The sequence below is a fragment of the Paenibacillus sp. J22P90 genome (assembly GCF_059692195.1).
The window spans coordinates 196,440-213,330 of record NZ_JCAUAY010000003.1 but is presented as its reverse complement, the minus strand read 5'-3'; the positions used below and the strand labels follow the sequence as shown (position 1 = coordinate 213,330).

18 protein-coding genes are annotated in these 16,891 nt (G+C 38.8%); all 18 read left to right on the top strand.

Annotation, left to right across the window (positions count from 1 at the left end; all coding sequences use genetic code 11):
• The first annotated feature begins 23 nt into the window (after positions 1-23).
• The 18 genes from AC58UX_RS11320 (at position 24) to AC58UX_RS11235 (ending at position 16,792) form a co-directional block, all read left to right on the top strand.
• Positions 24-1,031 (top strand): lysylphosphatidylglycerol synthase transmembrane domain-containing protein, encoded by a 1,008-nt coding sequence (locus AC58UX_RS11320; protein WP_497252543.1) that lies wholly within the window; start codon positions 24-26, stop codon positions 1,029-1,031.
• The gene (locus tag AC58UX_RS11315; protein ID WP_497252541.1) at positions 1,028-2,026 is read left to right on the top strand and encodes a glycosyltransferase family 2 protein; all 999 of its coding nucleotides are present in this window, start codon (positions 1,028-1,030) and stop codon (positions 2,024-2,026) included. Before AC58UX_RS11320 ends, AC58UX_RS11315 begins: the two co-directional genes overlap by 4 nt.
• Positions 2,027-2,039: 13 nt before the next feature.
• A complete protein-coding gene (gene rfbF / locus AC58UX_RS11310) occupies positions 2,040-2,822 on the top strand; it encodes a glucose-1-phosphate cytidylyltransferase (RefSeq protein ID WP_497253629.1) in 783 nt (260 codons plus the stop codon).
• Between the two features lie 10 nt (positions 2,823-2,832).
• Entirely contained in the window at positions 2,833-3,927 is a 1,095-nt protein-coding gene (gene rfbG / locus AC58UX_RS11305; protein ID WP_497252539.1) for a CDP-glucose 4,6-dehydratase, read from the top strand.
• A 66-nt stretch (positions 3,928-3,993) separates the two neighbouring features.
• A complete protein-coding gene (locus AC58UX_RS11300; protein ID WP_497252537.1) occupies positions 3,994-4,944 on the top strand; it encodes an NAD-dependent epimerase/dehydratase family protein in 951 nt (316 codons plus the stop codon).
• Complete coding sequence (locus AC58UX_RS11295; protein WP_497252535.1) at positions 4,941-6,251, top strand: NAD(P)/FAD-dependent oxidoreductase; 1,311 nt, start codon at positions 4,941-4,943, stop codon at positions 6,249-6,251. The genes AC58UX_RS11300 and AC58UX_RS11295 overlap by 4 nt, the downstream gene beginning before the upstream one ends.
• Positions 6,248-7,210 (top strand): lysylphosphatidylglycerol synthase transmembrane domain-containing protein, encoded by a 963-nt coding sequence (locus AC58UX_RS11290; protein ID WP_497252533.1) that lies wholly within the window; start codon positions 6,248-6,250, stop codon positions 7,208-7,210. Before AC58UX_RS11295 ends, AC58UX_RS11290 begins: the two co-directional genes overlap by 4 nt.
• A 54-nt stretch (positions 7,211-7,264) precedes the next feature.
• Positions 7,265-8,008 carry a sugar phosphate nucleotidyltransferase gene (locus AC58UX_RS11285; protein ID WP_497252531.1) on the top strand — a complete coding sequence of 248 codons (744 nt, stop codon included), beginning with the start codon at positions 7,265-7,267 and terminating at the stop codon, positions 8,006-8,008.
• A gap of 15 nt (positions 8,009-8,023) precedes the next feature.
• Positions 8,024-8,569 carry a dTDP-4-dehydrorhamnose 3,5-epimerase gene (gene rfbC, locus AC58UX_RS11280; protein ID WP_497252529.1) on the top strand — a complete coding sequence of 182 codons (546 nt, stop codon included), beginning with the start codon at positions 8,024-8,026 and terminating at the stop codon, positions 8,567-8,569.
• A gap of 16 nt (positions 8,570-8,585) precedes the next feature.
• On the top strand, positions 8,586-9,608 hold the full coding sequence (gene rfbB / locus AC58UX_RS11275; protein ID WP_497252527.1) for a dTDP-glucose 4,6-dehydratase: 1,023 nt from the start codon (positions 8,586-8,588) through the stop codon (positions 9,606-9,608).
• A complete protein-coding gene (rfbD, locus tag AC58UX_RS11270; RefSeq protein WP_497252525.1) occupies positions 9,605-10,453 on the top strand; it encodes a dTDP-4-dehydrorhamnose reductase in 849 nt (282 codons plus the stop codon). The genes rfbB and rfbD overlap by 4 nt, the downstream gene beginning before the upstream one ends.
• Before the next feature lies 1 nt (position 10,454).
• Positions 10,455-11,417 (top strand): glycosyltransferase family 2 protein, encoded by a 963-nt coding sequence (locus AC58UX_RS11265; protein ID WP_497252523.1) that lies wholly within the window; start codon positions 10,455-10,457, stop codon positions 11,415-11,417.
• Positions 11,418-11,515: 98 nt separating this feature from the next.
• Positions 11,516-12,376 (top strand): glycosyltransferase family 2 protein, encoded by an 861-nt coding sequence (locus tag AC58UX_RS11260; protein WP_497252521.1) that lies wholly within the window; start codon positions 11,516-11,518, stop codon positions 12,374-12,376.
• A gap of 4 nt (positions 12,377-12,380) precedes the next feature.
• Complete coding sequence (locus tag AC58UX_RS11255) at positions 12,381-13,151, top strand: class I SAM-dependent methyltransferase (RefSeq protein ID WP_497252519.1); 771 nt, start codon at positions 12,381-12,383, stop codon at positions 13,149-13,151.
• Between the two features lie 36 nt (positions 13,152-13,187).
• Complete coding sequence (locus AC58UX_RS11250) at positions 13,188-14,594, top strand: undecaprenyl-phosphate glucose phosphotransferase (RefSeq protein ID WP_497252517.1); 1,407 nt, start codon at positions 13,188-13,190, stop codon at positions 14,592-14,594.
• 83 nt (positions 14,595-14,677) lie between these two features.
• The gene (locus AC58UX_RS11245; RefSeq protein ID WP_497252515.1) at positions 14,678-14,803 is read left to right on the top strand and encodes a hypothetical protein; all 126 of its coding nucleotides are present in this window, start codon (positions 14,678-14,680) and stop codon (positions 14,801-14,803) included.
• Between the two features lie 170 nt (positions 14,804-14,973).
• On the top strand, positions 14,974-15,519 hold the full coding sequence (gene rfbC / locus AC58UX_RS11240; RefSeq protein WP_497252513.1) for a dTDP-4-dehydrorhamnose 3,5-epimerase: 546 nt from the start codon (positions 14,974-14,976) through the stop codon (positions 15,517-15,519).
• 97 nt (positions 15,520-15,616) lie between these two features.
• Entirely contained in the window at positions 15,617-16,792 is a 1,176-nt protein-coding gene (locus AC58UX_RS11235; RefSeq protein WP_497252511.1) for a LolA family protein, read from the top strand.
• The last annotated feature ends 99 nt before the right edge of the window (positions 16,793-16,891 follow it).

Below are 16,891 nucleotides of genomic sequence, written 5' to 3'. Positions count from 1 at the left end.
AATATGTAAGTAAGGACCTGAAAATGAAAAAAATTCAACTGTGTATTGGTATTTTAATCAGCTTGCTCTTTGTATTCGTATTGTTGCGTAATATTGAGTTTAAACAGGTAGGTCAAATACTTCAAAATATTAATTATCTGATTCTAGTACCTGCTGTCTTCATTCAGTTAATGAGTTATTGGGTTAGGAGTTTACGTTGGTCTTTAATGTTAAGGGGTATTAAATATGTAAAATCATCTAATTTATTTCCGATAATATGTATTAGTTATATGGCTAATAATACATTACCTCTTAGACTTGGAGAATTTGTTAGAGCCTATTTAATTGGGCGGAAGGAAGAAATTAGCAAAACAGCAGCATTCTCAACAGTTATTTTAGAAAGAATTTATGATGGATTAACTTTAATATTATTATTAGGGGTAACAGCTATGTTGTTTCCTTTTCCTGATTGGGTAAAACTTATTGGATATTTAACGGCTATTCTATTCTTATGTGCTTTAATTTTTGTCATATCAATGGTGATTTTTAAAGAGCACACTCAAAGATTAATTCTGTTATGTTGTCGGCCCTTAAAGCCAAAAATGAGTGAGAAGATTAACAGTATTTTCGAACAGTTCACAAGAGGTTTTGATGTTATTAAAAACAAACGTAATTTATTGCCAATAGCGTTGTATTCTATTTTAATTTGGAGTATGGAAGGTTACTTGTTTTATGCGATCGCTGAGGCGTTTCATTTTTCAAGCACGATTTATATAGGAATGTTTGTATTAGTAGTTGTCAATCTTGGAATCATGATTCCATCATCTCCTGGATATGTGGGAACACTAGAATATTTTTGTTCTAAAGCACTTGAAATATTTAACGTTTCCAAAGAATTATCACTTAGTTATGCACTTGTGTTGAGAGTATTCCAGTATATTCCTATAACCGTTTTAGGTTTTTATTTCCTCCTACGCGAAGGAATTAGCATCTCACAAATGATTAAAATGAAGAATTCCAATACTATAGTGATGAGGGAGAGCCAAAAGTGAGTAAAAGATTAATATCAATCGTGGTACCCGTTTATAATGAAGAGTTAAATATTCGACGTATGTATGACCGTGTAACTAATGTTTTTAAAAATTTAAAGAATTACAATTATGAATTAGTTTATGTTGATAACTGCAGTACAGATAGAACAATTGAAGAAATTAAATCTTTGACTGAAATAGACATTAATGTATGTGGGTTATCTATGGCTCGGAATTTTGGTAGTTCTCAGCCAAGTACAATAGCTGGTATTCATTATGCTAAAGGTGATGCAGTCGTATTAATTGATGGTGATATCCAAGACCCTCCTGAAATGATCAAGGATTTTGTTGCAAAATGGGAGGAAGGGTACGAAGTTATCTACGGCATCAGAACAAAGCGAAAAGGCTCTATACTGAGAAGAATAGGTTATAAAGCATTCTATAGAATATTCAAAAAAATGTCGTACATTGATATGCCATTAGATGCTGGCGATTTTGGTCTGATGGATCGTGTTGTCGTCGAAGAAATAAAGAAATTAAAAGAAGTAGAGATTTTCTTTAGAGGCATTAGAGCATGGATTGGATTTAGACAGACAGGTATTGAATATACCAGAGATGATAGAGAACTTGGACAAACTTCAATACCATTTTTAGCTAATCTAAAGTGGGCTAAAATGGGGATTTTTAATTTCTCCTATAAACCATTAGAGTGGATATCTAATTTTGCTTTTATTGTAACTCTCATATCTTTAATAGGTATTGTGTATTATGTATTTCTTCATTTCTTCAAACCAGATACTCCATACGGATTTTCAACGATTATAGTGCTTGTTTTATTTTTAGGGGCTGCTCAGTTATTATCTCTAAGTATAATAGGAGAGTATGTTGCTCGAATATTTAATGAAACTAAAGGAAGACCGCGGTATATTGTTAGAGAAGTAATACGCCAAAATGATCAGCATCTTTATGTGTATACTAATGATGAGGTAGCAGCCGGGTTAGGGGAGAAGAACTAATATGATGAAGGATATTCCAGTAGTTTTATTGTGTGGGGGAAAAGGAACAAGAATTAAGGAAATGACGGAGACAATTCCTAAGCCATTAGTTGAAATTGGTGGGAAGCCAATATTGTGGCATATTATGAAAATATATTCATCATATGGATTCGTTAATTTCAACCTGTGTTTAGGTTATAAAGGGCAAAAGATAAAGGAATATTTCTTGAACTATGATTTGTTAAATAGTGATATTACTTTGGATTTAGGTAATAAGAGCAATGTTAATATTCACAATCTTCACAACGAGAAGGATTGGAAAGTTACATTGGCAAACACTGGTGAAGATAATATGACTGGCTCAAGAATAAAGCAAATTGAAAAATATATAAAAGGTGATGTCTTTATGTTGACGTATGGTGATGGGGTATGCAACGTAGATATCAATCGTTTATTAGATTTTCATTATTCTCATGGTAAGATTGGGACAGTAACTGGTGTGAGACCCCCATCTAGATTCGGTGAACTATTATTGGATGGAGAAAAAGTTGAGAGTTTCAGTGAAAAACCACAAACCTCTGAAGGCCGCATCAATGGAGGGTTCTTTATTTTTAATAGAGAAATTTTTAATTATGTAAGTGAGGATGAGGATTGTATCTTCGAAAGAGAACCCTTGGAGCGTTTGGCTGAAGACAATGAGCTCATGATGTACAAACATGATGGATTCTGGCAATGTATGGATACACTTAGGGACATGCAATATCTTGAAAAGTTATGGCAGGAAAAGAATACTCCTTGGAATGTATGGGACAAGTAAGGGGAACGTTATGTTTAATAATTTCTATAAGGGCAAACGAGTATTAGTTACAGGACATACTGGCTTTAAAGGCTCATGGCTTACCATATGGCTTCAAAAGCTTGGAGCAGAGGTCATTGGTTACTCGCTTGACCCATACACTGAACTAGATAATTTCGTGGTTTCAAATTTAGAAGATCGTATAATGGATATTCGGGGTAATATCTTAGATTTGGCAAAACTTCAAGAAGTTTTTGAAGTTCACAAACCAGATATGGTATTTCATTTAGCAGCACAACCTCTCGTTCGGTTGTCATATGAGATCCCAAGACAAACATTTGAAGAAAATGTCATGGGAACAATCAATGTTCTTGAGTGTGTTAGAATGAGTCCAAGTGTTACAAGTTGTATATGCATTACGAGTGATAAATGTTATGACAATAAAGAATGGGTGTGGGGTTATCGCGAGAATGATTCTATGGGAGGCTACGACCCCTATAGTGCTTCCAAAGGGTGCGCTGAGCTTGTTATAAGTTCTTATATTAATTCCTTTTTTAACCCAGATCAATATACAATGCATGGCAAGGTAGTGGCCTCTGTTAGAGCTGGTAATGTAATTGGAGGAGGAGACTGGTCCAAAGATCGAATCATTCCAGATTGTATGAGGGCTTTGGATGGAAATATTCCAATAGAAGTTAGGAGTCCCCAATCGATTCGTCCTTGGCAACATGTATTGGAGCCACTTAGTGGTTATTTATTAATTGGATCAAGATTGCATGCAAATCCAAGGAAATATTCAGGTGGTTGGAATTTCGGACCAGATAATGAATCAATCATCACAGTTGGTCAAGTTGTAGAGAAGATTCTTTCTCTCTTCCCTAATGGATCTTGGGTCGATAAGTCCAATAAGGATGAACCACATGAAGCTAAGCTGCTTAACTTAGATTGTAGTAAGGCTAATTTCATTTTAGGTTGGAAGCCTTCATTAAATATTGAAGAGTGTATAGCTCTAACTTGTGAATGGTACAAAGAATATAATCAAACTGACTCATACAATTTATGTTCGAATCAAATTGATTACTTTGTAGATAAATCTATTCAAAGAAATAACGATTGGGCACATTAATATTGTTTCTTTAAAGACTTAAACCTTGGTGTTTAAGTCTTATGTTACTTTAGCGAGGTGAATAATTTGCTTTTTGAATCTAACAAGAACAAGCGGATTCTAATTACGGGTGCAAGCGGTTTTGTAGGGCAGAGGCTAATAACCTTTTTGTTGAATAACAACTATACTCAAATTTATGCAGTTTCAAGGGACTGGCAAAATGTAAAACAAAAGCTTAATGCAGTGAGCTATATTTTCTGTGATTTAGAAGATATTGAACAAATCAGTCGTCTGTTAACCGAAGTAAGTCCTCACTTTATCTATCATCTCGCGGCTGATACGAGGCCAAGTCGAGAACTTAAGGATTTACATAGTATGATTCATTCCAATGTAATAAGTACTGCGAATTTATTATCCAGTATTGTTAAAGTTTCTTTAGATATTGAATGTTTTATCTCAGCAGGCACTTGTGAAGAATATGGTTTTAATAATCAACCATTTGATGAGAACATGGCAGTTAGCCCGATTTCCATGTACTCTGGAACAAAAGCTTCTGCAAACGCAATTACGAAAATGTTTCATAATTTATTTCAGGTCCCGATAGTGATTGTGAGGCCATCACTTATTTACGGTCCAGGACAAAGTGAACGTTTTTTTATCCCACAAGCTATAGGAAAGCTATTAAATCACCAGGACTTTCACATGACTCTAGGCGAACAAACACGAGATTTCATATATATTGATGATGTTGCAGAGGGGTTAGTAAGAATCAGTGAATGCAAAACGCTTATTGGCGAAACTGTAAATTTAGCTTACGGAAGTAGTTATAGTTTGAAGAAAATAGTTGATAAATTGTATAGTTTCATCAACTCAAATAGCAGAGTATATTATGGTTCTGTCCCATATCGGCCTAGTGAAATTATGAGTTTTGATGTAAGTAATGAAAAATTATTTACTCATACAGGTTGGAAGCCTCAAATTGCAATTGAGGAAGGAATTGAAAAAACCATTGCTTACTCGAAAGGAGAATCGTTTTGAAAATAGCTGTTATAGGTGGGGGAATAGCTGGAATGTCTTCGGCTTATTACCTCAATAAATTTTACCCTGATGCGCAAATTGAAATCTATGAAAAGAGTAGTGAAATAGGAGGATTAGCCGGAGCTATAGAAATCGGTAATACACATATTGAGAAGTATTATCATCATCTTTTCACTCATGATAAATACTATCTCGAATTGGTCAAAGAATTAGGATTAGAAGATAAGTTAATTTGGAAAGAATCGAAAGTAGGATTTTATTATAAAGGAATTAGTTATCCGTTTACTACAGCAATTGATTTAATTAAGTTTAAACCTTTAAGTTTCTTTAACAGAATACAGGTCGGACTATCGTCCCTTCTGATTTCGAAATACAAAAATGTTGATAAATTAGAAACAATGACTACAGAGCAATTTCTTACAAAATATGTTGGTAAACAAGGCTGGGAAGTTATATGGAAGCCGATGTTAAGAATCAAATTCGGGGATAATTACAATAAGATTCCAGCGGTATGGATATGGGAACGAATTGTTCAAAGATTTAAATCTAGATCTGGTGGTGGACAAAAGGAACTGCTTGGTTACATGAGAGGGAGTTTCCATACTTTAAATCAAAAGTTGCTAGAAACATTAGAAAGTAGAAAGATTAAGGTACACTTAAATGCCAATGTTGAAGAAATTGTAATTGAAAGTGGAATTAGTAAAGGTTTAAAGGTTGACGAAAACTTTCACGAGTTCGATATAGTTGTTTGTACTGCTGCGTTGCCAGTATTTGTGAATTTGATTAAGAAAGCACCTCGTGAATACATTGAGCCTTTAAAACAGATAAAATATGACTGTGCATTAGTAGTAATGATGACTTTGAATAAGAAATTAAGTGATTTATATTGGCTAAATATTGCAGATAATGAAATCCCTTTTGGTGGCCTTATTGAGCATACAAATTTTATTCCAAGTGAAGAATATGCTGGGAAAACAATCGTATATTTTTCGAAATATTTAAGTGTAGAACATCCTCTTTTATCATCAAAAAATGAAGATATCATTGAGCAGTACGTAGAACAATTGCTCAAAATATACCCCGATTTTGATCCAACAAGTATAGAAAGTTATGTAGTATCTAGAGACCGTTATGCACAACCTATTTGGCCAATGAAATACTCGAAGTTTAAGCCAACATATCAAACTCCGATTAGTGGATTATATTTGTCAAATACATCTCAGATATATCCAAATGATCGTGGAATGAATTTTAGTGTTAAGTTAGGAAAAGAAGTGGCGGAGGCAATTAAAAAAGCAGAGTCATGAAACTTGCCAACTTAATTTCAAAAGCAGTTATAATTTTCTCTGTTTGTATTATGTTATATCTAATCTTTATATTTTGGGGAGATTACCCTAGTATAAAAAACATTATTCGCAAAATTCATTTTCATGAATATTTCTTAGCTATATTGTCTTCGTTATGTGGCATATTAATTCGATTTATTAAATGGGATTTTATGATTAAGCAACTAGAAATTCGTATCCCCAGAACAGAGAGTGGTCATATTTTTTTGTTTGGTTTAGGGTTTAGTATTACGCCTGGAAGAATAGGTGAACTGATAAAATCCTATATTTTATATCGCAAATTTAATGTGGATGTTAGCATTAGTGCACCAGTTATTGTGGTTGATCACCTTACAAATTTCATATCGTTAAGTTTAATTGTTACTACTGGTGTAGGCTATATTGCCTTAGGAGTAAAAGCAGCTTCAATAATAATTGGTGTTTTTCTGTTAAGTATCTTTGTTTTACAAAAAAAAACTTTTATCATGTTCTTAATAAATAAGCTTTCATCTTACGGCAAACTTACCAAATATCAAAAATCTTTGAGTAAGTTATATCTAAGCTCTCATTCACTTTTGAGAGTTAGGCCTCTAACTGTTGCGGTTCTACTTACTTTAATTGGATGCTTATTTGAAGCACTCCCGCTCTGGATTTTTATTAATGCTCTAGATTTAAGTTTATCTTATCGAGATATTTTGTTTGTTTTGTCGACAGGTACTATAGCAGGTACACTCTCTATGTTTCCAGGAGGTATAGGGGTTGCAGATGCTAGTGTAATTGGTTTATTGATACAAATGGATATTCCAAAGTCAATGGCGGTTTCTATTTCACTGCTCGAGCGCATGATAGTGGTCTGGTTAGGAGTGCTAATTGGTTTAATAACTGTGATTTTCTTAAAGAATCGTTATTGGGGCACTAGTAATTATGAAGATAATAGTTAGAGGATAACTGAAAGCAATAGGGTTGGAAATAATAATTCTATTGGAGGCTTAGACATGAAAGGTATCATACTTGCTGGCGGCACCGGATCCCGCTTATTTCCTCTAACTAAAGTAACGAACAAACACCTATTACCTGTAGGTAAATATCCAATGATTTTCCACCCAATATATAAACTAAAAGAAGCGGGCATACAAGACTTCTTAGTTGTAACCGGAATCGAACATATGGGCGATGTGGTTAGCTTATTGGGTAGTGGTCGTGACATGGGGGTTAGTTTTACTTTTAAAGTCCAAGACGAAGCAGGTGGTATTGCACAGGCTCTGGGGCTTGCAGAGCAATTTGTTGGAGATGACCAAATGGTCGTTATTCTTGGAGATAATGTGTTCGAAGATAGCATTGTACCATTCGTGAGTAACTTTCGCGATCAGCAAAATGGAGCGAAAATCCTCATTCAACAAGTACATGACCCCCAGCGTTATGGTGTACCAGAGTTACATGGAGACAAGATTATTTCAATTGAGGAAAAACCAACGATTCCAAAAAGCAGCTATGCAGTAACGGGAATATATATGTATGACAGTTCAGTTTTTGATATAATTAAACAATTGAAGCCTTCACATAGAGGAGAACTTGAAATCACAGATGTGAACAACGCATATATCGAAAAGACTCAATTAACCTACGATATTCTCCAAGGTTGGTGGACGGATGCTGGTACACATGCTTCATTAGCAAAAGCCAACGAACTAGCTAAAGATATAGTGTTTGGCGAAGAGTTTGGAAAACTTAAATTTTAAGAGGTGCTCTAGCTGATGAAAATGATTTCTACTAAGCTACAGGGGCTTTATCTTATCGAACCCGATGTCTTTGGTGATAATCGGGGCTTTTTTATGGAGAGCTACAGCAGTAAGAAGTTTGCCGAGCTTGGCGTGGATCAATTGTTTGTTCAAGATAATCACTCCCTATCTGTGGAAGCTGGTGTGCTGCGTGGACTACATTATCAGCTATCTCCAAAAGCGCAAACAAAGCTCGTTCGTGTAGCAGCTGGTGCCATATATGATGTGGCAGTTGATATCCGCAAAAACTCCCCAACGTTCGGGCAATGGATAGGCATCATTCTAAGTGAAGCGAATAAACGCCAATTGCTCGTTCCTCAAGGCTTCGCGCATGGCTTCTGTACGCTTGTACCGAATACGCAGGTTTTATACAAAGTAGACGAGTATTACTCTCCTGAACATGATCGCGGTATTCTCTGGAATGATCCAGCATTAGGAATTGATTGGCCAACTTCGAATCCAATTCTATCGGATAAAGATCAGAAGCACCCATTGCTTAAAGATGCGGAAATTAACTTTTAATAGGAGTCATATCTACATGAAAATTCTTGTAACGGGCGGGGCCGGTTTCATCGGCAGCAACTTTGTGCACTATATGCTGGATCGCTATCCTAGCTATGGAATTATCAATTTGGATGCGCTGACGTATGCCGGTAATTTAGAGAATTTGGCTTCAATTCAAAATAAACACCAATACACCTTTATTAAAGGCGATATTACGAATTCGGAACTTGTGAACAGTTTGTTCGACAAGGGAATTGATACAGTCGTTCATTTCGCCGCGGAGTCCCATGTTGATCGTAGTATTCTTGAACCGGACATTTTTGTGAAAACGAATGTGCTGGGTACGCAAGTTTTGCTGGAAGCTGCCAGGAAGCATACGATAAAGAAATTTGTTCATGTCTCGACAGATGAAGTGTATGGTTCTCTTGGAGAGACTGGTCTTTTCACGGAAGAGACTCCCCTAGCTCCGAATAGTCCCTATTCGGCAAGCAAAGCAGGCTCCGATCTACTGGTGCGTTCCTATCATGAGACTTTTGGACTCAATGTGAATATTACTCGTTGCTCGAATAATTACGGACCCTATCAGTTCCCTGAAAAGTTAATACCTTTGATGATTGCTAATGCTCTAAGTGATAAAGCCTTACCTGTTTATGGTGATGGACTTAATATTAGAGATTGGCTGTATGTGGAGGATCATTGTAGTGCGATTGACTTGGTACTGCATAATGGAGTCAGTGGTGAGGTTTATAATATCGGTGGAAATAATGAGCGAACAAATATTCAAATTATCCAAACGATACTTCGAGAGCTTGGCAAGCCTGAGTCACTGATGCATTTCGTCAAAGATCGCCCAGGACATGATCGTCGTTATGGAATCGATGCGACCAAAATAACGAATGAGCTTGGCTGGAAGCCGAAGCATAATTTTGATACGGGTATTAAGGAGACGATTCATTGGTATCTGAACAATCAGGATTGGTGGAAACGAATTCAAACGGGTGAGTATCAAAAGTATTTTAATGAACAGTATAGTTCTCGTTTAGGTGAACAAGTATGAGAATAGTTGTAACTGGCGCAAATGGACAATTAGGACAAGATGTTGTTAAGCTGCTAGAAGCTAAGCATGAGGTACACGGGCTAGCGAGAGATCAGCTTGATATTACGAATGAGAGTCAGTGTCTTGAAGTAATTCGGCGCCTTAAGCCAGAGGTAATCATCCATAGTGCTGCGTACACTGCAGTTGATCTTGCAGAAACCAATGTTGCGGAGGCCTACCGAGTAAATTCAGACGGAACCAGAAATCTGGCGATTGCTGCTGAGAAGATCGGAGCTAAGTTCGTATACATAAGCACTGATTACGTTTTTGACGGGAAGGCTTCACATGCTTACCGAGAAGATGATGAAACGAATCCTCAAAGTGTGTACGGAAAGTCGAAAAGAGCTGGAGAAGTAAACGTGCAATCCATTTCTTCTAAGCATTTTATTGTAAGAACGTCTTGGGTTTATGGCTTGTACGGTAATAATTTCGTAAAAACAATGTTGCAGTTAGCAAAAACACGCGACTCACTAAAGGTTGTAAGCGATCAATTTGGATCACCTACGTATACACTTGATCTTGCTTTGTTCCTTGAGCAACTGATTCAGACAGATCGTTACGGCATTTATCATGCTTCTAACTCTGGCATTTGTTCGTGGTATGACTTCGCGTGTGCGATTTTTGAAGAAAGTGGCATTACGATTAAGGTTGAACCATGTACAACGGAAGAATTTCCGAGACCTGCTCGGAGACCCCAAAATTCGGCGATGGAGCACGAAGCGATTCGAGCAAATGGATTTGAAGATTTACGTAATTGGCGAGAAGGGCTTAGGGCTTTCTTACAAGAGCTCGGGAGGCTGATTTAGTTTGGAAGCTAGCAAACGGACGGTCAGTGTCCATATTGTCACGTATAACAGCGCAGAACACATCCAGGATTGCTTGGAGGCGGTTCTGAAACAGTCCAATCCTATTGACCGAATCATTATCATCGATAATGCATCCAAGGATTACACCCTTGCTACACTGGCAAAATGGCAAGACACATGCATCATTATTCGAAACGAGCATAACAATGGCTTCGCCGGCGGCCACAATCAAGCGATCCGGATGACGGAAACGGACTATTGTTTGATCCTGAATCCAGATGTCGTCCTTGAAACGGATTATGTTCTTAACACTATCCAGGCACTTCAGAATCACGCGAACGCAGGCAGTGCAACAGGCAAACTACTTTTCAAAGCAGCACCTCATCACATCGACAGCACGGGTCTCATTATAAACAAAGCACGAAGAGCCTTTGACCGCGGCGCTCATCAGTCTAACGAACAGTATCTTCACTCGGAAGAAGTATTCGGTGTTTCTGGTGCTGCTGCAATGTATTCACGTGAGATGATCAATGACATAAGTCTGAATGGCGAGTTTTTTGATGAGGACTTTTTTGCTTATAAGGAAGATGTGGATGTGGCTTGGCGCGCGCAAACACTAGGTTGGAAAGCCATCTATGAGCCAACTGCGATAGCTTATCATGAACGAGGTTGGAAGGAAGGCGGCAGGAGCAGTAAACCGCTTTTTGTTAGAAGATTATCCTATATCAATCGTTATAAAATGATGCTGAAAAACGATGACTTCTCTATAATGATGAAGCAACTCCTTCCACTTTTGATATACGAATGCCTTAGTCTCATATACGCACTCGTACGCGAACCTAGATTATTAGGAGCTTGGTTAGACTTGTATCACAAGTATTCCGAACTGAAGTACAAAAGAAGCCTAATTCAGAGTAAACGAAGAAGAGCATCATCCGAAGTATATAAATGGTTCATAAAATAATTTCCTGAGATTAGCAGCAGCTAGTCTTATTTTTTTAGGCGAAAATTAATAATCCCGTGCTATACTAAGGTTAATCAATCAATAAATGAGGTCATCTCTTGGATTTATCCATTATCATCGTGAACTACAAAACAAAGGATCTAACATTAGCCTGTATTGAATCGGTCTATACGTCAACTACAGCATACAATTACGAAATCATCCTAATTGATAATGCATCTAACGACGGCACTATTGAAGCGGTGAATGAGCGTTTCCCACAGTTGGTCACAATCACTAACACGGACAATGTAGGCTTCTCTAGAGCTAATAACCAGGGGATTCGCATCGCTCAAGGCCGATATGTCCTGCTTTTGAACTCAGACACCATCGTCCAAGAAGACACACTCCAAACCATGCTCCGTTTCATGGACGAGAACCCGACTGTAGGCGCTTCCGGTTGCAAAATCGTGCTGCCAGACGGTTCACTCGATAAAGCGTGTAAGAGGGGCTTTCCAACGCCCTCCGCGTCGTTTTACTATGCTTTTGGGTTCTCTAAGCTGTTTCCTAACATTCCACGATTCAATCAATATCAATTGGGATATTTAGATCCAGATCAAGCTTACCCGATAGATTCTCTTGTTGGAGCATTTATGTTGATCCGACGTGAGGCCATTGAGCAGGTTGGTATGTTGGATGAGGAATTTTTTATGTATGGAGAAGATATCGACTGGTGTTATAGAATTAAGGAAGCGGGCTGGGTTAATTACTATTACCCTCACACTCAGATTGTTCATCATAAAGGGGCTAGCAGTCGAAGGAAGCCGTACAAAATCATTTATGAATTTCATAGAGCCATGTTCCTTTTCCATAATAAGCACTACAAGCGTAAGTATTTTTTCCTTACAAATGGTCTCGTATACGCTGGAATTTCGTTGAAGTTCTTTTTAACTTTATTAAAAAATAAACTAATTAGGTGACATAATGTCTATTACTACTACTAAAATCGTTAAAGAAAAAGATTTTCACAATGAAGTGTTCGGCGGAAATAACGATGCACGCGAGAAAGCGAATGAAAAGTACTACTCCATTACACAAGCGATTATTACTTATTATTCGGATTTGCTCCTAGCGCACTGTGCCAATAAAGATGTGTTAGAATACGGTTGTGGTTTGAGTAGCTACTCTTATTTCTTAGTCAGAAATGGTGCCGCATCAGCGAAAGGAATTGACATTTCCGATGTTGCTATTCAACAGGCGAATGCCAGAGCCCAACATGAGGGACTTCAAGATAAGATGGACTTTTTAGTCATGGACGCAGAAAATCTCGATTTTCCAAACAATACATTTGATTTAATTTGCGGAAATGGGATTATTCATCATTTGGATTTACATAAAGCATATCGGGAGCTTGCCAGAACGATAAAACCGGATGGTGCTGTTATTTTCTCAGAGCCTTTAGGACATAATCCACTCATTAATTTATTTCGGAAACTGACGCCAGGAATTCGAACTGAGGATGAACATCCGTTGCTAATGAAAGATATCGAGTTGGCAAAAACATATTTTGATTCCGTGGAATTGAAATATTTCTATTTAGCAACACTTGCCTTAAGTCCTTTTCGTAAATTTTCTGCATTTTCTTCATTGGTTAAATTCGCTGATCGCTTCGACAATATGTTGTTCCGTACGCTCCCATTTATTCGTAAACACGCTTGGATGGCCGTTATTGTTCTTAAACAACCTAAACTATAAAACATCATTAATCTTTCGTTAGAGGAGGTGGAAGACATGATTCGGAAAAACGAGAAGTTTTTAACACAAATTTACGCACTTGCGGACTTTATCACTATTCAATTTGTATTTCTTTTGGCATGGTGGCTGAAGTTCAAAAGCAATTTGATCCCACACGAAGTGCCGCTGCCCATAGGAGACTATGCGATTTGGAGCCTTGTTTATGGGGCGATCGCGGTTGGAATTGGTTTTAATATTACGTTGTATTCGCCTAAAAGGAAGAAGAAGTTCGCGGAAGAATCCTTCAGGATTATCCAAGTTCATCTTATAAGTATATTTGTGCTTTTAAGCTTGCTCTTCTTTTTCAAAGCTGTTCATATCTCGAGAACGTACTTGGCGATTTACTTTATTGGTAGTGTCTGTTTCATATCGATTTATCGATATTTGGTGAAGCTTGGATTGAAGCGACTAAGAAAGAAGGGCTATAATAAGCAATTCATTTTGATTCTTGGTGCTGGTACGTTAGGACGGCGCTTTTATGCAAATCTGAAGCAGCATCCTGAGCTTGGTTTTGAGGTCGTTGGGTTCCTGGATGACTATACGGATCAGCACGAAGCTAACCATAAAAATTACAAACCCATTATTGGAACAATTGATCAACTGGAAGAAACCCTTCGGAACGTTATGATTGATGAAGTAATCATTGCACTGCCTTTGGAGGCACATCAGAAGTTCGGTAAGATCATTAGCATTTGTGAAAAATCAGGCGTTCGGACGATGATTATTCCTGACTTTTTTGATATTTTGCCATCAAAGCCTCACTTTGATAATTTTGCGGGAATGCCTCTGATTAATGTTCGTGATATTCCTCTTGATGAAATGTCTAACCGTACGTTAAAAAGAGGATTTGATATCCTGTTTTCATTAACAGCGATCATTATTATTTTTCCTCTATTGCTGATCATAGCCATAGCCATCAAACTCAATTCCGAAGGCCCAGTCATCTTCAAGCAAGAGCGCGTAGGCCTGAATCGTAGACGCTTCATGATGTACAAGTTCCGCAGCATGAAGAACCTTGGAGACAAGGTTTCAAACACGGAGTGGACGGTGGAAAATGACCCGCGGCGAACGAAGGTCGGCACGTTTTTACGTAAAACAAGCCTCGACGAGCTGCCGCAGTTCTTTAATGTGCTTTTTGGACACATGAGTGTTGTCGGACCAAGACCGGAGCGTCCTTATTTCGTGGAACAATTTAAGGAAGAAGTACCGAAGTATATGGTGAAGCATCATATCAGGCCTGGAATTACGGGCTGGGCGCAGAGCAATGGGTTGCGTGGCGATACGTCGATTGAGGAACGGATTAAGCATGACATTTTCTATATCGAAAATTGGACTTTTTTATTTGATATTAAAATTATTTGGAGAACCATTGTGAATGGCTTTATAAATAAGAACGCCTATTAATAAAAATTTGAATCCACCCGCATGATTCGCCAACATTTTCCCCATACTATTGCATATACTGTGTATGCGGGGAGGTTTTGGGTATGATCGATCATGAAGACGCTTACCAAGATGATCATTTGTCGATTGGCAAAGGATTGATAGTCGGTGTAGTGTTCGGTTCCCTGATTTGGGCAGGTATTATTTCGTGCATCGTGTATATGTGGTAGTTTCATCTCATACAAACAAGGAAAAGGCTGCTGGGGCTGAAAAGCCCATGGCGGCCTTTTTACGCTCCAGAGCTCTAGACTGCCTACCAATCGGTAAACTGCCTCTAAACCATTGTCTGAGGCTTTCTACGATTCTCTTGCATATGTTAGAAACAGAGGTGAGAGAAGGTATGAAGATTACGACAACAGCTTTAGAAGGGCTTGTGATTATCGAACCTGAGGTCCATGCGGATCATCGGGGCTTTTTTATGGAAAGTTATCATGCTGCGAAGCTGGCTGAACAGAGGATTACGATAGATTTTGTGCAAGATAATCATTCGCTCTCTGAAGAGATTGGCGTGCTGCGCGGGCTGCATTATCAGCTGAACCCACACGCACAATCGAAGCTTGTTAGGGTTATATCAGGTTCTATCTATGATGTAGCTGTAGACATACGTCCAAACTCTACAACTTTTGGCCAGTGGGTAGGTGTTACACTTAGCGCCGCCAATAAAGGGCAGTTGCTTGTACCACAGGGCTTCGCCCACGGCTTTTGTACGTTGGAACCGGGGACGCAGGTGCTGTATAAGGTCGACGCATATTATTCACCGCAGCATGACCGCGGAATTCTCTGGAATGATCCAGCAATCGGAATAGCATGGCCGACGACGAACCCTGTTTTATCAGCGAAGGATGAAAAGCACCCTTTGTTGAAGGATGCGGAGATTAATTTTTAAATTCAAGGCCAAGCCGTAAGCTTGGCTGCATAATCGAACAAGTCCCCTCATATGCATGTACTATGTTGATGTTAATCATGAGTGAGGGGATGATCGAATGCGCCGGGTCACATGGATGGTAGCAGTGGTAATGTGCGTAGCATTGGTTCTCGCAGGGTGCGGGATGGGCAAAAAGGATGCAGGATCTATCGTAAAGGATTTGGATCATGTGATGGGCAAGGCAAGCAGCTATCAAGCATCAGGTAGCATGATTTTGAACACAGGGCAGCAGCCGCAGGAGTATGCAGTTGAGGTGGCGTTCTCTCCGGAGCACTTGTACCGGATTTCCCTGACAAATGCTACGAAGGATGTTACACAGATTGTTCTGCGTAATGAAGAAGGCGTGTTCGTATTGACACCGCATTTGAAGAAGAGCTTCCGCTTCCAAAGCGATTGGCCAGAGAATCAAGGTCAAGTGTACTTGTTCCAATCGTTAGCTAAGAGCATCATTGCGGATAAGGATCGCCAATTTACGACGGACAAGGATGCCTATGTATTCGATGTTGCCGCTAACTATCAGAATGAGCAGCTATCCCGCCAAAAAATTTGGCTGAATAAGAAAACACTCGCACCTACACAAGTTCAAGTGTCCGATGCGAATCAGAATGTGTTGGTTCAGGTGAATTTCACGCATTTTGAATTCGATACGAAGTTCGATAAGGACTTTTTCCAAATGGAGCGCAACATGACTAGCTGGAATTTGCAGCAAACCATGCCTACGTCAGCTGACGTTGCGGTTACAGATGCTGATCACCCGACAACGGGGGGCAAATCGGTAACGGACAAAAATCTGTCTGCGACAGGTGGACAATCCGATCAATCCAAAGCTACGGGTGCAGCGAAACCGGATGCGACGAAAACGGCGCCAGCAGCGGCCAAAGCACAAAGTATTGGTATTGTTGAGCCGTACTACCTGCCCAAGGACGTTGTGAAGCAAGACATCAGCGATATGAAGCTGGGTGAGGATGCCGCGGTGCTTTTACGATACAAAGGCAAATATAACTTCAATCTGATTGAGGTTAGACCGCAAGCAAAATCCGTTTCATTGCCTCCAGGAGACATTGTGGATCTCGGGTTCACGGTTGGGGTAATTACGGGGAACAAGTCGAAGGATGAGCCTAGAACATTGACTTGGACGAACGATGGCGTTGAGTTCCGTATGTTTACGGGCGATATGCCAGTGAATGAAATGATTCAAGTCGCGATGGCGACGGATGGACAGTCTGGGAAATAATCGTAGACTCGTGGGAATGAAGGCTCTGTGCCATGGCGCAGATGCCTTTTTTCTCATTTTTGACAATAAAATTTGTGAAAATATGCAAGAAGATTTAAC

What these genes read in the sequence shown, in the direction of transcription:
- rfbG (WP_497252539.1), top strand. Translation starts at nt 2,833, where the DNA reads ATGTTTAATAATTTCTATAAGGGCAAACGAGTATTAGTTACAGGACAT.
- AC58UX_RS11285 (WP_497252531.1), top strand. Translation starts at nt 7,265, where the DNA reads ATGAAAGGTATCATACTTGCTGGCGGCACCGGATCCCGCTTATTTCCT.
- AC58UX_RS11290 (WP_497252533.1), top strand. Translation starts at nt 6,248, where the DNA reads ATGAAACTTGCCAACTTAATTTCAAAAGCAGTTATAATTTTCTCTGTT.
- AC58UX_RS11255 (WP_497252519.1), top strand. Translation starts at nt 12,381, where the DNA reads ATGTCTATTACTACTACTAAAATCGTTAAAGAAAAAGATTTTCACAAT.
- AC58UX_RS11245 (WP_497252515.1), top strand. Translation starts at nt 14,678, where the DNA reads ATGATCGATCATGAAGACGCTTACCAAGATGATCATTTGTCGATTGGC.
- AC58UX_RS11235 (WP_497252511.1), top strand. Translation starts at nt 15,617, where the DNA reads ATGCGCCGGGTCACATGGATGGTAGCAGTGGTAATGTGCGTAGCATTG.
- rfbC (WP_497252513.1), top strand. Translation starts at nt 14,974, where the DNA reads ATGAAGATTACGACAACAGCTTTAGAAGGGCTTGTGATTATCGAACCT.
- rfbB (WP_497252527.1), top strand. Translation starts at nt 8,586, where the DNA reads ATGAAAATTCTTGTAACGGGCGGGGCCGGTTTCATCGGCAGCAACTTT.
- rfbD (WP_497252525.1), top strand. Translation starts at nt 9,605, where the DNA reads ATGAGAATAGTTGTAACTGGCGCAAATGGACAATTAGGACAAGATGTT.
- AC58UX_RS11320 (WP_497252543.1), top strand. Translation starts at nt 24, where the DNA reads ATGAAAAAAATTCAACTGTGTATTGGTATTTTAATCAGCTTGCTCTTT.
- AC58UX_RS11250 (WP_497252517.1), top strand. Translation starts at nt 13,188, where the DNA reads ATGATTCGGAAAAACGAGAAGTTTTTAACACAAATTTACGCACTTGCG.
- rfbC (WP_497252529.1), top strand. Translation starts at nt 8,024, where the DNA reads ATGAAAATGATTTCTACTAAGCTACAGGGGCTTTATCTTATCGAACCC.